Raw genomic sequence first — 17,677 nt, 5'->3', positions numbered from 1 at the left:
GTTCCCACCCTGCCCCGTCCGGTGTCTCCCGCGCACATTTCGACGAGCACCGCCGAAGTAGCCGGCGGACGCGGCGTGCGGCGGGCACCAGTACGCCTAGCCGAACCGCCGGGCCAACACGCTCAGGTCTCGATTTTCCCCAAGGTCGTGAACGCCCGCGCGCCGAACGACCGGTCATCGACCATTCCGGCGCCAGAATGTTCCCTCAGGGCGTTTTCACCCTGCTTCATGTCAGATCACCAGAGACAGACGATCCACGTGTGATGCCGTTGCCGCGGATCGCGGAGGAATCCAGTGAGGCGGACCGCAATCACGCTGACCGGTTTGAACGTGGTCGGCACCATCGTCCCGGTGCTCTTCGCCCTTCTGGTCTGGGCCGGGCGGACCGAACTCGCGCTCAGCATTCTGTTGCCCTCCGCAGCGGTGCTGTTCATGGCCATCGCCCCGCCCTGGCTGATTCTCCTCATGACCGCCGTCGTCGTGGTGATCAGCCCGACGGCGTGGCCGCACCTCGGCGTGGTGGGGGGAGCCGACGTCTATCTCGGCGATGCACTCCTCGTGTTGTTCAGCCTGGCCGGGCTGCTGCGCATCCGTGATCGCTCTAGCAGGCCCGTCCTCGGCGCGGTCGGTGCGTTCGTGCTCTACGGGCTGGTACGCGACGTCCTGGGCGGGCACGCCGAGAGCACGATGACCTTCCTGCGCATCATCGAGCCCGTCATGGTCTGCGCGGCCGTAGGACTGCTCCTGCCCCGCGGGTTCGACCTGTGGCGCACCGCGCGCTGGGCACTGCTAGGCGTGCTGGCGACGGTCCCCCTCTTCGGGGATACACGGATCCGCTGGTCAGGCCTGCCCGGCGGCCCCAACGACGTAGCTCTGGTCGCTGCGGTACTGGTGGTCCTCGGCGTCGCGACCACCAACAAGCCGCTCAGAGCCCTGTTCGTTCTGAGCGGTCTGTGGGGGCTGGTCGGAACCCGCGGGATCACCGCGTCGTTGGCCGCACTTGCAGGAGTGGCCGTGCTCAGCCTGGGCCGGCGCCAGCAGGCGCGGAGCGGGGAAAGGGGCTTGCTCCACCCGCTCACGCTTGCCTGTGCGGCGACGGTTGCCTGTCTGGCGATTCCGAAGATCCGTCCCGACCTGGACGTGACCCTCTATGTGCACACCACTCAGGCCCAGTCCTTCTGGTCCGCCATGGCATCGACCAACCCGCTGATCGGCGGGGGCTGGTCGAGTGTGGACAGCGAGGCGCTGGTGAGCGCCTACCGGCACACCTACCTCCTCGGTCTGCACAACGTGTATCTGGACATGGCCGTCTTTCTCGGCGGGGTCGGGGTGGGCCTGTTCCTCCTCGTACTGTGGCGCGCATGGCTCACCTCCGACCGGCTTACCCGCGCGGTACTTGTCGTGGTAGCGGTGTGGTTCAACACCACAGGCGCCTTTCCGGGCGTGGGCTGGGGGATCCTTGGCCTGGTGGTGGCGGCCTGCGCCGGTCGGGCGTCACCGAGTGCTCCCTCGGGCGGCGTCGCGCCGCCCCAGGCGGTCACCGACCCAGCGGCACCGGTACCAGTGGTGCGACCTGTGGCGGCGAATCGCTCAAGGCCCGCCCTGGAGACGTCGGACACGTAGAAACAGCCAGAGGCAACCCGCTCTTGTGTGCTCCGCAGGCGTCCAGGGGTAGGCCGCGGAGCTGCGCATACGCCGTTGGGGTGCAGCGGCTTTCCCTGGCGGCCCGTCGGCGTAGCCGTCCGGCTTCGCTGTGCGACGCTGAGGCAGACGTCGCGATCTCGGGGGCCCGGATGCACAGCACAGATCGGCGGGTTGCCGTCCGGCGGCCCACGCAGGAACTGCATCGCCTCGGTGACATGACGGACGAACTGCTCGGCCCGCTCGCCGAGTTGGAGCAGCGTGTGCACGAAGCGAGCAGCCACTACGACGATGAGCCGTGGCAGGCCGAGAACTTCGCCCGACACCTTCCCGGAAAGCGCCGGCTGAGCCTCGTCGCGACCGTGGGCGGGAAGCCGGTCGGATTCGTGATCGCCTCCCGGCGTCCCGAGGGCGCGCACATTCACCGCGTGGCCACCGACCCTCGTCACCAGGGCACCGGTATCGCCTCTCGGCTGCTCGCCCTCCTCCTGGCGCGAACGCCCGGCATCGTCACTCTCATCTGCGACCCCCGCAACCAGCCGGCACTTGACCTGTACGCACGTGCGGGCTTCCGCGTCACCGGCACCACGCCGGAAGGCAAGTTGTCCCTGGCGGCCGGCACCCCACTCCATCGGTGACTGTTTCCCGAGAGGACGACGTGATGTTCTGCAGCAACCCGATGTTTGAGCGCAGCCTGTTCGTGGGGGCTCACCTCGACGACATCGAGCTGGCGGCCGGAGGGACCGCCGCTCGTCTCGTGGAGGCAGGAGCACGGGTGCGTTTCCTGGTGATGAGCCCGTCGGACTACACCAGCTACGACGGGAGCCACTTCCGCGCCGCCGACGTGGCGGTCACAGAGGGCCGGGAAGCCGCCGCCACTCTCGGGGTCAAGGAGATCGACGTTCTGTCGTTCCCCGCCAAGGACGTGGAGAACCACTCGACCGTCGTGGAGTCGATCAACAAGGTCGTCGACGACTTCCGCCCGACGATGGTCTTCACACACTGGCCGTTCGACACCCATCGATCCCATGCCAACACCGCGCTCGCCACCATCGCGGCGAGCCGGTACTACAACTCCGTCGTCATGTACGAGCCCATCACCCCGTCGGGGCGCAGCTACGTCGGTTTCCGCCCGCAGCTCTACATCAACATCGACGACACCATCGAGAAGAAGCTGCAGGCCCTGCGTCAGCACAAGTCCGAATACACCAAGTACGGGGAGCAGTGGATCGAAGGCGTCGAGGCCCGTTCCCGATACCGCGGTTACGAGATGCGTGCCCGGTACGGCGAGGCGTTCGAGGTGTCCCGCCTGGAAGGCGTGCTTGCATGAGGGTCACCATCCACCAGCCCGAGCACATGCCGTGGCTCGGCCTCCTGGCCAAGGTCGCCGCGTCGGACCTGTGGATCGTTCTCGACGCCGTGCCGTACCGGAAGAACTACTTCCAGAACCGCAACCGGGTCCTGCTGGACGGCCGGCCCACCTGGTTGACCGTTCCGGTGACCGCCCCGTTCGGCACGCGGATCTGCGATGTGCGGATCTGCGAGATGCCGTCCTGGCGGCGGCGCTACCGCGGACGCCTGATCCAGGCGGTGTCCGGGACCCGGGGCGTGGACCGTACCGGCGACCTGCTGTCGGTGATCGATGCGGTACCGCCCGGCGGCTCCCTGGCCGACCTCAACCTCGATCTCGCGGACTGGATGCTGTCACAGTTCGACGTCAAGGTGCCGACGGCTCGTTCTTCCGAGCTCGACGCCACCGGGACCAAGTCCGAACTGATCCTCAATCTGTGCCGGGCGGTAGGCGCCGACGAGTACCTCGCCGGGCCCTCGGGGCGCGACTACCTGGACCTTGACGCCTTCGCCGAGCACGGGATCACCGTGCGCTTCTTCGACTTCGACCACCCGACGTACGCCCAGGGCTGCGATCCCTTCGTACCGCGTCTGTCGGCCGTCGACGCCTGGTCGCGGCTCCCTCCGGCCGAGCTGGCGCCACTGCTGACCCGCTACCGGCTACAGGACGTGTGATGACCACCCACTCCACCGCCCCCATGGAACGGCAGCGCATCACCGTCGTGACCATCTCGGGCCACCGGCAGCGCGACGTCGAGGACTCCGCCGACTTCCGCTCGTGGAACGCGCTGGCCGACCGGCTCGGTCGCGCCTGGTGCATCTGGGCGGGCCCGCACCTGGAGTGCGACCGCGGCTCGATGCACGTGGTACGGCACCCCCGCCGCCCCGGGCCGCAGTCCCTGCTCTGGGTGGCCGGATCAGTCCGTCTCGGGGTGCGCCTCGCGCGTGCGGCAGCCCGCAGGGGCGAGATCGTCGTCCTCAACGGGGCGGAGCCGTGGGGCTGGCTGGCGGCCTGGACCGTGTCGCTGGTCGTCAGGCGTCCCTGGCTCATGGACGTCCACGGCGACTATCTCGGCCTGCCGATCGCCTCACTCGGCCGATGGCGGAAAGCCGTACTCGAACGGTCCGTCGTCGCGTTCGCCCGACGAGCCACCGAGCGGAGAGTGGTGGCACAGTCGATGGCCGACGCGTTCTCGCGGCGCGGCATCCCGTCCGCTCTTGTGCCGCCGCGGCTCCAGCCGGTCTGGGAGGATCTGCCGGTCCGCACTGTCCCGCCGCCGGCCGGACCCGGCCTGTCCCTCCTCGCGGTTGGCCGGCTCGTGCCGTCCAAGGGATACGACATCCTCCTGACGGCGCTGGCCACGCTGCTCGAGACGGTTCCGACGGCCCGGCTGCGCATCGTCGGTGACGGGCCCGAGAAGGCGAGGCTCGTGGCCCTTGCCGAACGACTCGGCCTGGCCGACAAGGTCACGTTCCTCGGAGCGCGCGGCATCGACGACGTGCGGGAGGAGTACGCGCGTGCCGACGTCTTCGTCGTCTCGTCGAGGGATGAAGGGCTGCCGAGAACATTGCTGGAAGCGGCGTCTGCGGCCGTCCCCGTCGTGGCGACCCGTGTCGGGGGCATTCCGGCTGCCGTGTCCGGCTGGCCCGGCATCGTGCTGGTTCAGCCCGGCGCCGCGGCACTCGCCGAGGGGCTGCGTCAGGTGGCGGCCTCCCCGCCCCGGCCCGAGGACCTGGCCGCCGTACGCCGAAAGGTCCTCGCGGTCCACGCCTTCTCCGCCAACATCGAGGAACTCGGCCTCCTCTATCGCCGGGTCACGGCCCGGGCTCCGGCGTAGCGATCGCCGTCCGCTGCGAGAGGCCGCGGCGACGCAGCACGCGCGCGGGGTTGCCGGCGACCACGGCGTACTCGGGGACGTCGCGTGTGACGACCGACCCCGCTCCGATCACGCTGCCCGACCCGACGGTCACCCCGTCCAGCAGGATCGAGTGCGCCCCGATCCACACGTCGTTCTCGACGACGACACCTCGCGCCGTGATCGGCTGGCAGCGGATGGGGAGGGAGAGGTCGTCGACCCCGTGGTTGAAGGCGACGATGACGACGCCGGTCGCGATGCGGCACCCGTCCTGCACGGTGATCCCGCCGGCGCCGTAGAGGACGACGTGGTTGTTCAGTGAGCAATCGCTGCCGATCGTGATGGAACCGCCCTGTGGGACCAGCTCCACGTGGCGGCCGACCAGGGTCCGCTGCCCGATGGCGATGCGGGCATGCTCCTGGATCACTGCGCGCGGAGAGAGGTACGACCCGGTTCCGATGCGTGCGCCGCGCAGCCGAGGGGGAACGTTGGCGCAGGCCCGTAGCCACCTCACGGCACCAGCCCCTTGTGAATCGCCATGGCCTGCTGCTTCCCTTGGTGGTCTCAGGTGCTGTATGTCCGGGCGCGCCTGCGCGCTTGGACGCCTACACATCGTGCGGCCCGCTCGTAGACGGACCCCGGCAACGCCATTCGGGCAACGGAGGCCGACCACGTACGGCGGTGAAGACAGGCATGTCGGTCGCGCTCCTGCTCTCATGCCGCCACCGGTCGGGGCGCGGCCGGAGTAGCAGCCCCATTCTCAACTCTCGATGCGATATATCCGGTTCAGACATGCTGGGAAGGGGCAATGCGTGCCGCCGCGTGGCGCGCTGAAGAGGGCGGCCTTCCGAGATTCTGACGCCCGGTCGGCTCGCCCCTCGAAGGCTTCGACCTGCTGTTCGCGGCGCAGCTCAACTGGCCTCGGTACGCGACCGCGTCCTGGCGACCCATGGCTTCGACCCCGACATCGGCATGCTGGCCGCACTTTTCGGGGACGTCAGCGCCCACTGACTCCAACCTCCCGTGTTGTTGGGGATAAACCCGATATGACCCGATACGTTGTGTGGCGCAGACACCAGGTAACACCGAGGAGGGCGCCGCCGTGAGCCGAGTATCGACCGTTCGCCGTTGGGTCAGGCACTCTGGAATGAGGCCTGTGGCGTCAGTGCTGGGCGGGTACGTCGCCATGCGTACCCTCGGAGCCGGCATCCGGCGGTACACGGCGCCGAGCGTCATGGACTTCACCCGCTCCGGAGGGAAGCTGACCACATCGGCAGCGGAATTTCTGCGGGAACTGGGCTGGGAAGCACCAGTGATCGAGCGCGTCTTGTGCGAGCACCAGGAGGTTACCGAAGAACTGACCGCCCGCTACGCCGACACAGCGCTCTGCTACCCCCGGACTCACGGGGTGGAGGCGGAGACCAGCGCGGTGCTGTACGGACTGAGCCGGCTGCTCAAGCCTCAGTCAGTGGTGGAGACCGGTGTGGCCGACGGCCGATCCTCGTGGTTGATCCTCGCCGCACTCGAACGCAATGGCTCCGGGGTGCTGCACAGCTTCGACGTCAACCACACCGCAGGTCGGCTGGTCGGCGAACACCCGCAGTGGCAGCTGGAGATCCTCGACCCGAAGGACCCCGCGGCAGGCTTCAGCCGGGCGCTGGAGCGCGTGGGGTCCATCGATTTGTTCTTCCACGACAGCGACCATCTGTATCTTCCGCAGATGTTCGAGTACGGGCAGGCCTGGCCCAGGATGACCCAGAGCGGCGTCTTCGCCAGCGACGACGTCAACTGCAGCAGGGCCTTCCTGGACTTCTGCGGGCGCCGCCGTCAACGCCCGGTCTTCCTCTTCGACTCCAGAAAGATCACGGGCGCGGTGCGGTTGCCGGGCGTTCCGCAACGGCGCGCTGCACAACTCTCGCAGCAGGTGCGATAGATGGCCGACGTGATGCAGGGCAGGACACACAGCGAACCGGACTCCGCCCAGCCCGGTTCGCGCCCGCGGCTCGTCTATGTGGTGCCCCACCTGTCTGAAGACGAGTCCGAACACTTCGCGCACATCCCGGCGTTGCTGGCGGCTCTGGGACAGCGTGTCGACGTCGCGGCCGCTGTGGAGCGCGGCAGTCCTCCGGCACAACTCGCCGGGGTCCGTCTCCTGATGCGCGTACCCGGCCGAAACCGGATCGGCCGGATGCTGGGCACCGCGCTCACGGTCCACCGCCTGTCCCGAGCCGGCTACCGGACCTACTTCCTGCGCTACTCCACCCTCTTCGTGATCGTCCTGATCCTGACCTACCCGGTGTACCGCCACCGCATCCTGCTGTGGCGCAGTGGCCTCGCCAATCTGCGGGAACCGGGGCAGCGCACGACGGTGCGGGAAAGGGTCCAGCGTGCCGTCAACCAGTTGACGGCGCGATGGGTGCATTGCCTGGTGACCGGCCCCGAGACCATGGTCCCTCTCATGGCCGGGCTGTGGGGCGTGCCGCAGCACAGGATGCGGCTGCTCTACAACGATGTCGATGCCGAGCGGTTCGTTCCTCTGCCCTCAGAGGAACGCAACGAGGTGCGAGCGAGGTTCGGTTGGGCCGAGGACGAATTCGTGCTGCTCTTCGTCCACCGACTGTCGTTCCGGAGAGGGACCCGCCTTCTCACGCCGCTGCTCAAGGCGGTCGGCCATGCCGCCGAAGGCCCCGGCTCCGGTGCGCGAGTCCGGCTTGTCATCGCCGGAGACGGTCCGGACCGGCCCCTTCTGACACGTGAGGCGGCCGACCCCGAGCTGGGCGGGCGGATGGTGCTGCTGGGCGCGGTCCCCAACCGCGACCTGCCCGAGCTGTACGCGGCGGCGGACTGCGTTCTCATGCCCAGTTATGAGGAAGGCTTCCCGCGGGTTCTGCTGGAGGCGATGGCCTGCGCCACACCTGTGGTGACGACTGACGCAGGCGGGTCCGCCGACGTGGTGGGAGCCGCCTATCCGCTTGTGGCGCCCGTCGGCGACCTGGATGCACTGGCCACTCATGTCCGGTCTGTGATGATCATGTCGTACTCCGAGCGCTGCGAGCTGGGGCTGCGGTTGCGGCACCGGGCGCAGAGTGAATTCTCCCCCGAGCGCGTGGCCGCGATGCTCCACGCACTGCTCTGAGGGTGCGCCGCCGGCCGCATGCGTGGCGGCGCCCCCCGGCCGGATCAGCCGCGGTCGGCCCCGGTGCGTTGCCGGGCCTGGGCGCCGAAGCGGCGCGCTGCGAACGCGTAGACGGGTCGCGGCAGCGCGGCTCGCGCGGCGTGCGTGGCCCAGATGTAGGGCGGGCGGTGGAGTCCGAGACGGTAGCGCACCGTGCTCGCCGCAGCGGGCGAGTGCGGGCCCACCAGGACGAGCCACTCCCGCACCGCGGCGCCGCCTCCGTGACTCTTCAGGGAATCGGGTGTGACGAACCTCTGGCTGTGGTGTCGCAGTCTGTCCTCCACGATTGCGTGCCGATGGGCCTGGCTGGGGATCTTACGGACGTCGAAGTCGACGTAGATGCTCCGCAGCCGGCTGATCACGCCGCTGTCCAGGAGGTCCTCGAGTACGTCGCACTCACTGCCTTCGCAGTTGAGCTTGAGGTAGATCTCGTCGTCGTCCGACGTGTTCGCCCGCAGCCAGTCCGTGGCGCGCAGCAGGGAGATGGTCTCCGCCCGGACGCGCCCGTCGCCCAACTCGTTCTTGTCGGCATACACACTCGCTCCGAGCAGACCCGCCCCGAACAAGGTAGCCTGCCCCGTCCTGCTGGACAGGCCGGCCGGCACGATGTGCACCCGGGAGTCGCGGAACCCCCGGAGAATGCGCCGGCAGGGTTCCGCCGGCTCGAACGAGTAGATCTTCTCGAAGCCCCAGCGGGGGTCGAGGGCGACGTCGAGGGATTCGCCGTAGTGTCCGCCGACATCAAGGAAGACGCGCATGCCGCCCACCGCTCTCCCTGTCACGCCGTCACGGCAGCAGCGTCGTGGAGGGGGCCACGGGAACGGGTGGACAGCCATTTCCACTGGCGCTCGATCCCCTCGGTCAACGTGATCGAGGGAACGTAACCGAGCAGCTCACGCGCCTTCGTGAGATCCGCTTCGGTCACCTGCACATCGCCCGGCTGGTGGGTGTCGTCGCGCACCGGAACCTCCGCCCCGGTGATGTCGGCGATCCTCCTCAGCACATCGAGCACCGAAACGCTGTCGCCTCCGCCCACGTTGACCGTCTCCGCAGTCGCATCTGCCGTCGCTGCAGCGACCGTGGCTGCCGCGGCGTCCGTGACGAAGGTGAAGTCCCGGCGCTGGTGGCCGTCCCCGTAAAGCTGCAGCGGCTCTCCCGTGAGGATTCCGCGCAACATCCGGCCGATAGCCATGTCCGGCCGCTGGCGGGGGCCGTACACCGTGAAATAGCGCAGCGCAACCACGCTCGTGGGGCTTGCCGGGGCGAGGGCGTAGGCGAGAGCAAGACGTTCGGCCGCGAGCTTGGTCACTCCGTACGGTGACAGAGGAGCGGTGGCGTCCTCCTCGCGCAGGGGGCCCCTGCCGACGGCGTCCCCGTAGACGCTGGATGACGAGGCGAGGACGAGGCGGCGGACACCTGAGGACTGGCATGCTTCCATCAACCGCTGCGTCGCCAGTACGTTGCACGCGAGGTACTCGCCGAAGCCGTCCCCCCACGACGGCCGGACGCCCGGAATGGCCGCGAGGTGAAACACGGCGTCCGCGGCGTGGACCCAGGGCTTGAGCTCGCCTGTCACGAGGTCGCCCTGGACCAGGCGGAAACCTGGATGTCCCATGACGCCCTCGAGGTTCTCCGCCGCCAGGGCGTTGTCACGGGGCGAGCGCCGGTCGACGCCGAGAACGGTGACCCCGCGTCGCAGCAGGGCCTCTACGACATGGGAGCCGATGAAGCCGGCCGCCCCGGTCACAACAGCGCGTTCGATGCAATGAGCCGAACTCATCACGGATTCCCTTCCGTCGGCGCAACTCGCACTGCGCCGGGCAGTTGCGGGCCGTCACCAGTGAATTAGACACCCCATTTGTACTGCCCTGGGCGCCATTTTCGGTTCAGACATTCTCGGGAATTTTCGTGATGTTCGGCAGGGTGGTGTGAAGTGAATGCCGGATTCGGTTCTTATATTTCCGCGTCAGACCGCAGCGGCGAGCCGCGCTTCCACCTCCGGCCGTCGGCGGCGGCACACAGCCAGTACATCGGGCCCCCCGGAGAGCTGATCCGGCGCGGGGACGAGCCGGTTGCGGTCCGGGTCGTAGAGCACCATGTCGTAATCGTGGTCACCGAGCCACCGACGGACCTCACGGGCCGTGGAGCCGAAGCGGTGGAGGAACTTGTCGACGAGTTCGAGCATCCACACCGCCGGTTCGCCCCGGGCGATGAGTCGGTCTGCACCACGGAGGGCCAGGTGTTCCGTGCCTTCGACGTCGAGCTTGCCCATCGCGAAGGAGCGTTCGGGCAGGGTGTCGTCGAGCCGGCCGAGCCTCACCTGCACGGCGCTGTCGCTGTCGGCCTCGGTCCGGATGCGTGAACCAGAGCCCCGCACAACGAACGACACGGTGCCCTGCTCGGCCCCGATCGCCATTTCATGGACCGTCACACAACGCAGGGAATTCACGTCGACGTTGTCCTGCAGCCGTTTCGCAAACGCGGGCACGGCCTCGAAGGCGTGTACGGCTCCGCTCGGCCCCACGAGCTGGGCGGCGAGCAAGGTGAACATTCCTTCGTTGGCGCCGCCGTCGATAAACCCGTCTCCAGGCCGGAGATACCGCTTCATGAAAGTCATTTCTTCGTAATCCGGAAGCCCGCCGAAATAGACGAAACGACCCGGCTGCGTGCTGTCGGGATAGGCGCGGAACGACATACCGTCGTATACGGACAAGTCGCGTGGCCGCCCGATCACCCTCTTCCAGGCTTGCCATCCCGCCATGGAGGCGAAGGCCTGAGCCCGCCGCCCACGGTTGGCGGGATGTTCCCAGACCATCTTGGCCATGCCATGAATTGTGGTCGGCATTCGTTCGCTCCCTTTCAGCGCCCGTCAAGCGAAGGAGTGCGGCTGTCCCGGCGCCGTTCGGTACCACTTCTCGACGCGCTGTGCGACCCGGGACCAGTCCAGCTCCGCGGCCGCACGTACCCCGAGCTCACTCATCCGGTTGCGGCCCGGTTCGTCGTCTAGCACGGTTCTCAATACATGCACCAGGTCCGCCTTCGAGCCTGATGGGAAGACCCGATAGGCCTCGCGGTCGGTGACCACCGGATCGAGCGAGGCGTCCGAGGACACCACGACGGGTGTGCCCAGCGCGAGCGCCTCCAGCGCCGCCGTGGGCACGCCTTCGCCCTTTCCGGAGAGTCTGCGTGACGCAAGGACGAACACTTCGGCTCGCCGGACCAGGTCGTAGACCTTCCGCCGGTGCAGCGGACCGACCAGTTCGACTCCCGGACCCGCCGCTGCGAGCCGGTCGAGGCGGTCCCGCTCCGGGCCTTCTCCTGCGATCACCAGACGCATGCCCGGCCGACTGCGTGCCAGTTCGTGGAACGCCTCGATGAGCAGATGGTGGTTCTTCATCGGGTTCAGCGCGCCGACGCTGACGATCAGGCCGGGCTCACGAGCCACAGCATCGCTGGGGGACGGCATGGCGGACAACTCCAGGCCGCTGGACATGGTGAGGATGCGTTCCCGGTCCACGCCACGCGCCGCGAGGTCGGCAGCGGTCGCCGACCCCAGGGCGATGAAGGCCCTCACCTGCCGGAAAGCGTGCCGTGCGAGCCACTGATGCCGGTCGGTGAGTGCCGCATGCACCGTCAGGAAGAGCGGGATTCCCAGGCGTCGGCACACGGGACCCAGCGCGGCGGCCTCGATGTGGTCGCCGTGGAGATGCACCAGGTCCACGTTGCGTCGAGCGGCGCAGAGGTCCTTGATCGCCGCAGCGGCTTCCGCCGCGAAAGCGAGCCGGTCGGACACCGGCCCGAGCATCCGGGACCGGGGGATCCTTCGCAGCGGCAGTCGCGTGGCTCCGACCGGTACCGTCGCTCCGTGCCGGAACGACATCGTCACCCGGTTTCCGGCACTGATCTGATGACATGTCAGATGTTCGACATGGCGTTCCATTCCCCCAGGCATTGGGGGGACCCGGTAGCTCACCCGCACGATGTGCATCGTCGTGTTACTCCACCTCGCGTGTCGGCTCGTCACGTGACCACCGTTGCCGTCGTCACTGCTGACGGCTGCCCGCGACCTGGCGCGCATCGAATATCACCGAAGGATCGCGGCACAGCGTGCTGCCTGACGTCCGCCTCGCCGATCCTCACCGGAAAGGACCAGCGAGGGGCCACGCGGCGCAGGGTCGCGTACCAGGGACGCACAGGAGCGGGGGCGGGGTCACCATGCTCGCCGTCACCGCTCCGGGCGGGGTCGATGGGCACGATCCGGTCGCCGGTGCCGGGCCCGCCGGAGGCACGCGCCCCAGCCGTCGTCCGGGTACAGGACGACGCAGCTCCGCGAGCTTCTTGGTTTCGCGTTCGATGGCGGGCCGCCGGGGAGGCGTCGGTCGTCTCCGACGGTCAGGCGGTCGATCTGCCGCACGAGCCCGCTCCGGGCCCGGTCGGCGGCCGACAGCCAGGTGCACCGGGGGCAGCCCGTGCATTGAGCACACGACGGAGGCCCGGTGCCCCCTCGCGGGAGCGGCCGGGCCTGCGCATGCGGAAGGCGTTTCGGCCGGGGCCGAGACGCCGTGGTACCGCCGTGCTGATGTCGTGCTCCGTCATGCACTGCGGCGACGGCGCACGGTCAGCATCGTGCCCCCGCCGAGCGCAATCAGGCCGGCTGCGATGCCGCTCGCTGCCAGAGCCTTCTCACTGCCGGTGTCCGCGAGGTCCGGGCGCCCCGGTTCGTTGTGTCCGTTCCGTCCGTCGTCTCCGCCGGGTCCCTGTCCGCTATCCCCGTCGTGTTCGTGTCCGTCGTGTCCGTCGTGATCTGGCCGACCGACCGCGGCCCGCACCTTGATGCGAGCGGAGCAGGTGCGGTCGGGATTGTGCGCGGTGACCTTGAAGGTGTGCCAGCCGGCGCGGACACTCTTCGGGATGGTCGCGGTCGCAAACGCCGTCCCGTCGGCGTCGGCCCGGTACCGGCCGAGGATGATCGGGTCCGATGCCAGCAGTGCCGTGACGAGCTGCCGGGGGGTGAACCCCGTAGCCCGGAAGTCCACGGTGCCTCCGGCCGGTACCGTGCTGGCGCCCAGGTTGAGGCACGGGGGTTGCGGTGGGTACTGCGCGTGGGCGGTCTGCGCCCCCACCAGCGGTGCGGCGACGAGCGCAACGGCCGATGCTGCCGATGTCAGACAAACCCGCCATCTGAGTGAATTCGTCATTTTCTCGCTCTCCTCGACTTCGATCTGGGTCAGGCTGCAGTGTCGGCCGTCATCAAGATCCAGATACGTGGATATATGAGAAAAAGGGACATTAGGGCGTTGGCTGGCGGCGTGTTGCCCAGAAGTCACCGGATGGTGCAGTGCCCGCTCCCGGATGGCCCACGCTGCCACCCCGACCGGGCAGCCGGATGGCGAGTGACCCCAGGGTCGTTCGACTGGCCGACATGGGGGTGTCTCCCCCGGTTGAAAGGCGCGAGTCCCTATCGTCGGCTGCATACATAGGGAACAGAACATTCCATACTGGGTGGTTCCCTCGGTCCCATGAGGGGTGCAGCTTGGATCTCCACGGATTCCTGAAGGCTCTTGCCCGGCGCTGGCCGACCGTCGTGGTCTGTCTGCTTCTCGCGATCGGGGCGGCGCTCGCCGCGACGAGCTTGAGCACACCCGTCTACGAGGCGAGGACCCAGCTCTTCGTCGCCACCCGCACCAGCGATGACACCAGTCAACTGAACCAGGGGCAGAGTTTCTCGCAGGCGCGCGTGCAGTCGTACGCCGCGATCGTGACCACCCGTCAGGTGACCCGGCCCGTGGTGAAGGAGCTGCGGCTGCGCACCACCCCGGAAGAATTGGCGTCCCGGATCACCGCCGTCGCCCCGCTCAACACCGTGCTCATCGACATCACCGTCCGGGACACCGAGCCCAAGCGTGCGGCGCGCATCGCCAACGCCGTGGCGCAGCGGTTCAGCGCGGTCGTCGAGCGACTGGAGGCGCCCAAGTACGCGCCCGACTCGAAGGGGTCCCGAAGCAGCCGTACGGGCGACGGTGCCTCGCCCGTCTCCCTGGGCGTCACCCAGGAGGCCGTCGCCCCCGTCGGTCCCGTCTCGCCCCGCCCGTTGCTGAACCTGGCCGCAGGAGTGCTCGGCGGCCTGCTGCTCGGCGCCGGACTCGTCGCCCTGCGCGAGACCCTCGACACCACGCTCAAGACGAGCGAGGCGCTGGGCGAATTCACCGCGCTGCCGGGTCTCGGCACCATCCCGTACGACAGGAACGCCCCCGGGCAACCGCTCGTCAGCACCGATGCGCAATCCAACCGCGTCGAGGCCTTCCGCAAGCTGCGCACCAACCTGCAGTTCTCACAGGTCGACGACCCGCCCCGGATCATCGTGGTGACGAGTTCGGTGCCCGGTGAGGGCAAGACCAGCACTGCGGTGAATCTTGCGCTCTCGCTCGCCGAGGCAGGTGTCTCCACCTGTCTCGTGGACGGCGACCTGCGCCGTCCGAGTGTGGCCTCGACCTTCGGTCTCGTCCAGGACGCCGGTCTGACCACGGTGCTCATTGGCCAGGCCCGCATCGAGGACGTGATGCAGCAGGCCGGCGGCGGACTCTCGGTGCTTGCCAGCGGCGCCGTACCACCGAATCCCACGGTGCTGCTCGCCTCGGGGCGGATGGAAGCGCTGCTGCGCGCCCTGGCGGACACCTACGAGGTCGTGATCGTCGACAGCGCGCCGCTGCTGCCCGTCGCCGACACCGTCGGACTCGCTCCGCTCGCCCATGGCGCACTGCTCGTCGTCCGCGCCGCCAAGACCAGCCGGGAACAGGTCCACACTGCTGCCCAATCGCTGGACCGCGTGGGTGTCCGCGTGCTCGGCACCGTCTTCAACATGGCTCCGGTTCCCAGGGGCGACCGCTACGGCACCTACGGGTCGTACGGCGAGCTGCCCGCTCCCCGCGGGGCGGAACGCCGGAGGGAGGCCGCTGCGGCGAGGCATCTCGCGGGCGAAAAATGACCCGTGTCCTGTTCGTCTGTACGGGCAACGTGCACCGCTCGGTGCTTGCCGAGCGGCTGCTGGCCGCGAAGCTACCGCCCGGCTCGGCCGTGCGACCGGAGAGCGCCGGCACGCAGGCGTGGCCCCGGCCCGGCATGGAGAGCTCCACCAGGGTGGTGCTGGAGAAGCGGGGAGGGGACGGCTCCGGCTTCGCGGCCCGCCCGCTCACCGCGCAGCTCGTCGTAGGAGCGGCGCTGGTCCTCGGGCTCGCCATCGAGCACAGGGAGGCGGCCGTGCGGCTCGCGCCGTCGGCGATGCGGCGCTGCTTCACCCTGAAGGAGTTCGTGCGTCTCGCCGCGAGAGTGGTGCGGGGTGGGGGAGCGGGCCGGGAAGGCCCGCGGGACGTGGACGGTTTCGACGTGGTCGTGGCGGCCGCGGCCGGCAGTCGGGGTGCCGCCGCCCCGGTCCCGCCGGCCGAGGACGACGTCGCAGACCCGTGGGGGAGGCCCCACCCTGCGCTGTACGAGTGCGCCCGCGAGATCGACGGGGCGGTGAGCACGCTCGCCCGGCTGCTGGGCGGCGGGGCGAGCGTCTGAATCGAGGGTGCACGGAGGCTGCCATTCCGATCACGTGGACCGCCCTACGCGTTGTGGCAGTTCGCGGAGCTGTGTTCCGAGCTCGGGGTCATCCGCTCGACGGGCGCGCGCCAGCCGTGCGGACAACGCGGTCTGCGAAAGCTTCGCACCTCCCTGAAACGCGAGGGTGACGCCGCCAGGACCACACGTCTTGCGCCGGCCACGCGTGCCCGGTATTTGCGGCCGGCGAGCACCTGTACGTTGCTCTCCCCGCTGGTGTGTGGTGGCCGGGTGGGCTGCGGGTCGGCCGGTCCAGCGGGCAGAGTGTGTCGCGCGCCGGATGGGGGCGCGGTCGCGCTGTCACCACGGCTCGAACAGTGGACAGCGCGCCGGCCGAGCTGGGGGTTCAGAGCGTGAGAAGGCTTCGCAACGCGAGGCTGAGGCCTACGGTGAGGACGGCGAGAGCGGTGAGGACCGTTGCGTAGCGGGTGTAGCGGCGCAGGGAGGGCAGGCGGCGTTCGCCAAGTGCGGCGAGCCTGCTTCCGCCGCCGGAGAGCAGCAGGCCGGCGGCGGTCAGCGTGAGGGCCATGCCGAGGCCGTAGCCGACGACGAGCAGGACGCCGAAGAATGTCCGGCTCAGTGCGATGGCGCCCAGCAGGACGACGAGGGCCGACGGGCTGGGCACGAGACCGGCCGCGAGTCCTACGCCGAGGAGCGCGGGGAGGCCGGTGCGGCGCGGCCTCTTCGCCTCAGGGGAGTCGGTCTCGTGCGTGTGGTGGCCTTGGCCGTGTGTCGGGCCGGTCTCGTGCCGGTGTTCATGACCGTGGGGGTGGTCATGACGGCGACCGTGCGCGTGAGCGTGTTCTCGTGTCCCGCTGTGCGCGTGCCCGTGGCTGTGTCCGTGGTGCCAGTGTGCCGGGTGCCGTCCCGTCCGCAGGCCCGTACCGCCGTCACCGCCAGCGCCATCCCCAGCACCGCGATCACCGCACCGCTGATCGCCCCCAGCCACCCCAGCAGCTGCTCCCCGACGAATCCGCCGCCCGCGGTCAGGATCAGGCCCATGACCAGAACTCCAGCGGTGTGGGTGGGGGTGACGGTCGCCCCGACCGCGAGAGCGGCGCGCACTCCGCGTTCCCGGCGGACCAGGCAGGCGGCGACGGCGAGTTTGGCGTGCCCGGGCAGAGCCGCGTGGCCGGGCCCCGCTGATCAGCAGGGTGAACGAGAGCCGGAGGCGCGGCGGGCGACGGGCGGCGGCGGTGGTGGTGGTGGAGCGGGCGCATTCCAGCAGTGCACCGTGAACGCGGCGCTGGTGCCGGTCCTCACGATCGACGTTGCCCACGCCGGAGAAGGTGGGCGCGGCGGCGCGGGGGCGGGGAGGCGGCAGTGGGCCGGCAAGGGGCGGGCTCGGTCGACGTGTTCGCGTTACCCCGATCCGCGCGTCCGCCGCTTGTCGGCCGTGCCGGACCAGGGGGTTGACCGCGCTCCGGCCGGGTAGGCGACGGCCAGCTGATCAATCCGCCGGCGAAAGGCAACACCCCATGTTGATGGCTCACCCGGCCGTGCTCCCCGGCCTCGTCGACCGCTACTGGGCGCTGTCCGTACTCGATGCCGGGGCAGAAGACTCGCCCGTGCGCAAGGAGATCGAGGACGTCGAGCGGGCCCTGTGCGTGGCCACCGGTACGGCGGACGTGCACGCTGCCCTGATCGCCGCCCGCCACCACCTGCCCGGCACGGGGCCCCTGGACGACTCCGTACTCTCCTCCGGCTGATCCCGCAGCCGAGGCGCGCCCGATCCGGCCGCGCGGAGCAGCGACCATCGTCCCGAGCTCCGCGACCCGCCCCGGACGAGTTGACTGCCCCAACTGGCCGCCAGCCACCGCAACTACGGTCACCAGCACCGCGCCCGGGCCGAAGGGGCCCGGGCGCGAGACGTCCGCCACGCTGCGACCTTCGTCGGCCGGGCGGAGCGTGCAGAAGGTCGCCTCGACGTTGACGACCGGGGTGGGCGAGGTTGGCAACGCCTAGGCAGTGTCTGATGGCTCTTGCCCGGATGGTGGATCTGTTGCCGTTCCGGGCAGGAGGCCGTCATGGTGCGTCGGCATGAACTGACGAATGC

At 69.4% G+C, this 17,677-nt stretch carries 18 protein-coding genes; 10 read left to right on the top strand and 8 right to left on the bottom strand.

Features of this window, described 5'->3' with window-relative positions:
• Positions 1 to 324 precede the first annotated feature (324 nt).
• The 5 genes from ACWFQ8_RS25285 (at position 325) to ACWFQ8_RS25265 (ending at position 4,829) form a co-directional block, all read left to right on the top strand.
• Positions 325 to 1,623: a hypothetical protein gene (locus ACWFQ8_RS25285; protein WP_453788557.1), complete on the top strand. Its 1,299-nt coding sequence runs from the start codon at positions 325 to 327 to the stop codon at positions 1,621 to 1,623.
• Between the two features lie 236 nt (positions 1,624 to 1,859).
• Positions 1,860 to 2,279: an N-acetyltransferase family protein gene (locus tag ACWFQ8_RS25280; protein WP_453788556.1), complete on the top strand. Its 420-nt coding sequence runs from the start codon at positions 1,860 to 1,862 to the stop codon at positions 2,277 to 2,279.
• A complete protein-coding gene (locus tag ACWFQ8_RS25275) occupies positions 2,276 to 2,971 on the top strand; it encodes a PIG-L deacetylase family protein (RefSeq protein ID WP_389122986.1) in 696 nt (231 codons plus the stop codon). The genes ACWFQ8_RS25280 and ACWFQ8_RS25275 overlap by 4 nt, the downstream gene beginning before the upstream one ends.
• On the top strand, positions 2,968 to 3,666 hold the full coding sequence (locus ACWFQ8_RS25270; RefSeq protein ID WP_453788555.1) for a WbqC family protein: 699 nt from the start codon (positions 2,968 to 2,970) through the stop codon (positions 3,664 to 3,666). The genes ACWFQ8_RS25275 and ACWFQ8_RS25270 overlap by 4 nt, the downstream gene beginning before the upstream one ends.
• Positions 3,666 to 4,829, top strand: coding sequence for a glycosyltransferase (locus ACWFQ8_RS25265; protein WP_453788554.1), 1,164 nt, complete (start codon positions 3,666 to 3,668; stop codon positions 4,827 to 4,829). Before ACWFQ8_RS25270 ends, ACWFQ8_RS25265 begins: the two co-directional genes overlap by 1 nt.
• Here the strand turns inward: ACWFQ8_RS25265 and ACWFQ8_RS25260 are convergent.
• Positions 4,807 to 5,274, bottom strand: coding sequence for an acyltransferase (locus tag ACWFQ8_RS25260; protein ID WP_453788553.1), 468 nt, complete (start codon positions 5,272 to 5,274; stop codon positions 4,807 to 4,809). The two genes, ACWFQ8_RS25265 and ACWFQ8_RS25260, sit on opposite strands and share 23 nt — an antisense overlap.
• 729 nt (positions 5,275 to 6,003) lie before the next feature.
• Here ACWFQ8_RS25260 and ACWFQ8_RS25255 point away from each other — a divergent pair.
• Both ACWFQ8_RS25255 and ACWFQ8_RS25250 read left to right on the top strand, forming a co-directional pair.
• Positions 6,004 to 6,780, top strand: coding sequence for a class I SAM-dependent methyltransferase (locus tag ACWFQ8_RS25255; protein WP_453788552.1), 777 nt, complete (start codon positions 6,004 to 6,006; stop codon positions 6,778 to 6,780).
• Positions 6,781 to 7,983, top strand: coding sequence for a glycosyltransferase family 4 protein (locus tag ACWFQ8_RS25250; RefSeq protein ID WP_453788551.1), 1,203 nt, complete (start codon positions 6,781 to 6,783; stop codon positions 7,981 to 7,983).
• A 44-nt stretch (positions 7,984 to 8,027) separates the two neighbouring features.
• Here the strand turns inward: ACWFQ8_RS25250 and ACWFQ8_RS25245 are convergent, their stop codons facing one another.
• The 5 genes from ACWFQ8_RS25245 to ACWFQ8_RS25225 all read right to left on the bottom strand — a co-directional run bounded on the left by ACWFQ8_RS25245 (position 8,028) and on the right by ACWFQ8_RS25225 (position 13,220).
• Positions 8,028 to 8,804, bottom strand: coding sequence for an FkbM family methyltransferase (locus tag ACWFQ8_RS25245; RefSeq protein ID WP_453788550.1), 777 nt, complete (start codon positions 8,802 to 8,804; stop codon positions 8,028 to 8,030).
• Positions 8,801 to 9,802: an NAD-dependent epimerase/dehydratase family protein gene (locus ACWFQ8_RS25240; protein WP_453788549.1), complete on the bottom strand. Its 1,002-nt coding sequence runs from the start codon at positions 9,800 to 9,802 to the stop codon at positions 8,801 to 8,803. The genes ACWFQ8_RS25245 and ACWFQ8_RS25240 overlap by 4 nt, the downstream gene beginning before the upstream one ends.
• Positions 9,803 to 9,988: 186 nt before the next feature.
• A complete protein-coding gene (locus ACWFQ8_RS25235; RefSeq protein ID WP_453788548.1) occupies positions 9,989 to 10,846 on the bottom strand; it encodes an FkbM family methyltransferase in 858 nt (285 codons plus the stop codon).
• Between the two features lie 45 nt (positions 10,847 to 10,891).
• Entirely contained in the window at positions 10,892 to 11,962 is a 1,071-nt protein-coding gene (locus ACWFQ8_RS25230; RefSeq protein ID WP_453788547.1) for a glycosyltransferase family 4 protein, read from the bottom strand.
• 652 nt (positions 11,963 to 12,614) lie between these two features.
• Positions 12,615 to 13,220, bottom strand: a complete 606-nt coding sequence (locus tag ACWFQ8_RS25225) for a hypothetical protein (RefSeq protein ID WP_453788546.1) — start codon at positions 13,218 to 13,220, stop codon at positions 12,615 to 12,617.
• Between the two features lie 335 nt (positions 13,221 to 13,555).
• Here ACWFQ8_RS25225 and ACWFQ8_RS25220 point away from each other — a divergent pair, with 335 nt between their 5' ends.
• Together ACWFQ8_RS25220 and ACWFQ8_RS25215 are read left to right on the top strand one after the other, a co-directional pair.
• Positions 13,556 to 15,007 carry a polysaccharide biosynthesis tyrosine autokinase gene (locus ACWFQ8_RS25220; RefSeq protein WP_453788545.1) on the top strand — a complete coding sequence of 484 codons (1,452 nt, stop codon included), beginning with the start codon at positions 13,556 to 13,558 and terminating at the stop codon, positions 15,005 to 15,007.
• Entirely contained in the window at positions 15,004 to 15,582 is a 579-nt protein-coding gene (locus ACWFQ8_RS25215; RefSeq protein WP_453788544.1) for an arsenate reductase/protein-tyrosine-phosphatase family protein, read from the top strand. The genes ACWFQ8_RS25220 and ACWFQ8_RS25215 overlap by 4 nt, the downstream gene beginning before the upstream one ends.
• A gap of 385 nt (positions 15,583 to 15,967) precedes the next feature.
• Here ACWFQ8_RS25215 and ACWFQ8_RS25210 read toward each other — a convergent pair whose 3' ends face one another.
• Positions 15,968 to 16,246 carry a hypothetical protein gene (locus ACWFQ8_RS25210; protein WP_453788543.1) on the bottom strand — a complete coding sequence of 93 codons (279 nt, stop codon included), beginning with the start codon at positions 16,244 to 16,246 and terminating at the stop codon, positions 15,968 to 15,970.
• Between the two features lie 17 nt (positions 16,247 to 16,263).
• Positions 16,264 to 16,686 (bottom strand): hypothetical protein, encoded by a 423-nt coding sequence (locus ACWFQ8_RS25205; RefSeq protein WP_453788542.1) that lies wholly within the window; start codon positions 16,684 to 16,686, stop codon positions 16,264 to 16,266.
• A gap of 413 nt (positions 16,687 to 17,099) precedes the next feature.
• On the opposite strand from ACWFQ8_RS25205, the gene ACWFQ8_RS25200 reads away from it, so the two are divergent.
• The gene (locus tag ACWFQ8_RS25200) at positions 17,100 to 17,330 is read left to right on the top strand and encodes a DUF5133 domain-containing protein (RefSeq protein ID WP_453788541.1); all 231 of its coding nucleotides are present in this window, start codon (positions 17,100 to 17,102) and stop codon (positions 17,328 to 17,330) included.
• Positions 17,331 to 17,677 lie beyond the last annotated feature (347 nt).

The sequence above is a fragment of the Streptomyces sp. NPDC055254 genome, from assembly GCF_053606025.1.
This window is presented reverse-complemented; position numbering and strand designations above follow the sequence as displayed.

What these genes read in the sequence shown, in the direction of transcription:
- ACWFQ8_RS25280 (WP_453788556.1), top strand. Translation starts at nt 1,860, where the DNA reads ATGACGGACGAACTGCTCGGCCCGCTCGCCGAGTTGGAGCAGCGTGTG.
- ACWFQ8_RS25270 (WP_453788555.1), top strand. Translation starts at nt 2,968, where the DNA reads ATGAGGGTCACCATCCACCAGCCCGAGCACATGCCGTGGCTCGGCCTC.
- ACWFQ8_RS25265 (WP_453788554.1), top strand. Translation starts at nt 3,666, where the DNA reads ATGACCACCCACTCCACCGCCCCCATGGAACGGCAGCGCATCACCGTC.
- ACWFQ8_RS25250 (WP_453788551.1), top strand. Translation starts at nt 6,781, where the DNA reads ATGGCCGACGTGATGCAGGGCAGGACACACAGCGAACCGGACTCCGCC.
- ACWFQ8_RS25240 (WP_453788549.1), bottom strand. Translation starts at nt 9,802, where the DNA reads ATGAGTTCGGCTCATTGCATCGAACGCGCTGTTGTGACCGGGGCGGCC.
- ACWFQ8_RS25235 (WP_453788548.1), bottom strand. Translation starts at nt 10,846, where the DNA reads ATGGCCAAGATGGTCTGGGAACATCCCGCCAACCGTGGGCGGCGGGCT.
- ACWFQ8_RS25230 (WP_453788547.1), bottom strand. Translation starts at nt 11,962, where the DNA reads ATGGAACGCCATGTCGAACATCTGACATGTCATCAGATCAGTGCCGGA.
- ACWFQ8_RS25225 (WP_453788546.1), bottom strand. Translation starts at nt 13,220, where the DNA reads ATGACGAATTCACTCAGATGGCGGGTTTGTCTGACATCGGCAGCATCG.
- ACWFQ8_RS25215 (WP_453788544.1), top strand. Translation starts at nt 15,004, where the DNA reads ATGACCCGTGTCCTGTTCGTCTGTACGGGCAACGTGCACCGCTCGGTG.
- ACWFQ8_RS25200 (WP_453788541.1), top strand. Translation starts at nt 17,100, where the DNA reads ATGTTGATGGCTCACCCGGCCGTGCTCCCCGGCCTCGTCGACCGCTAC.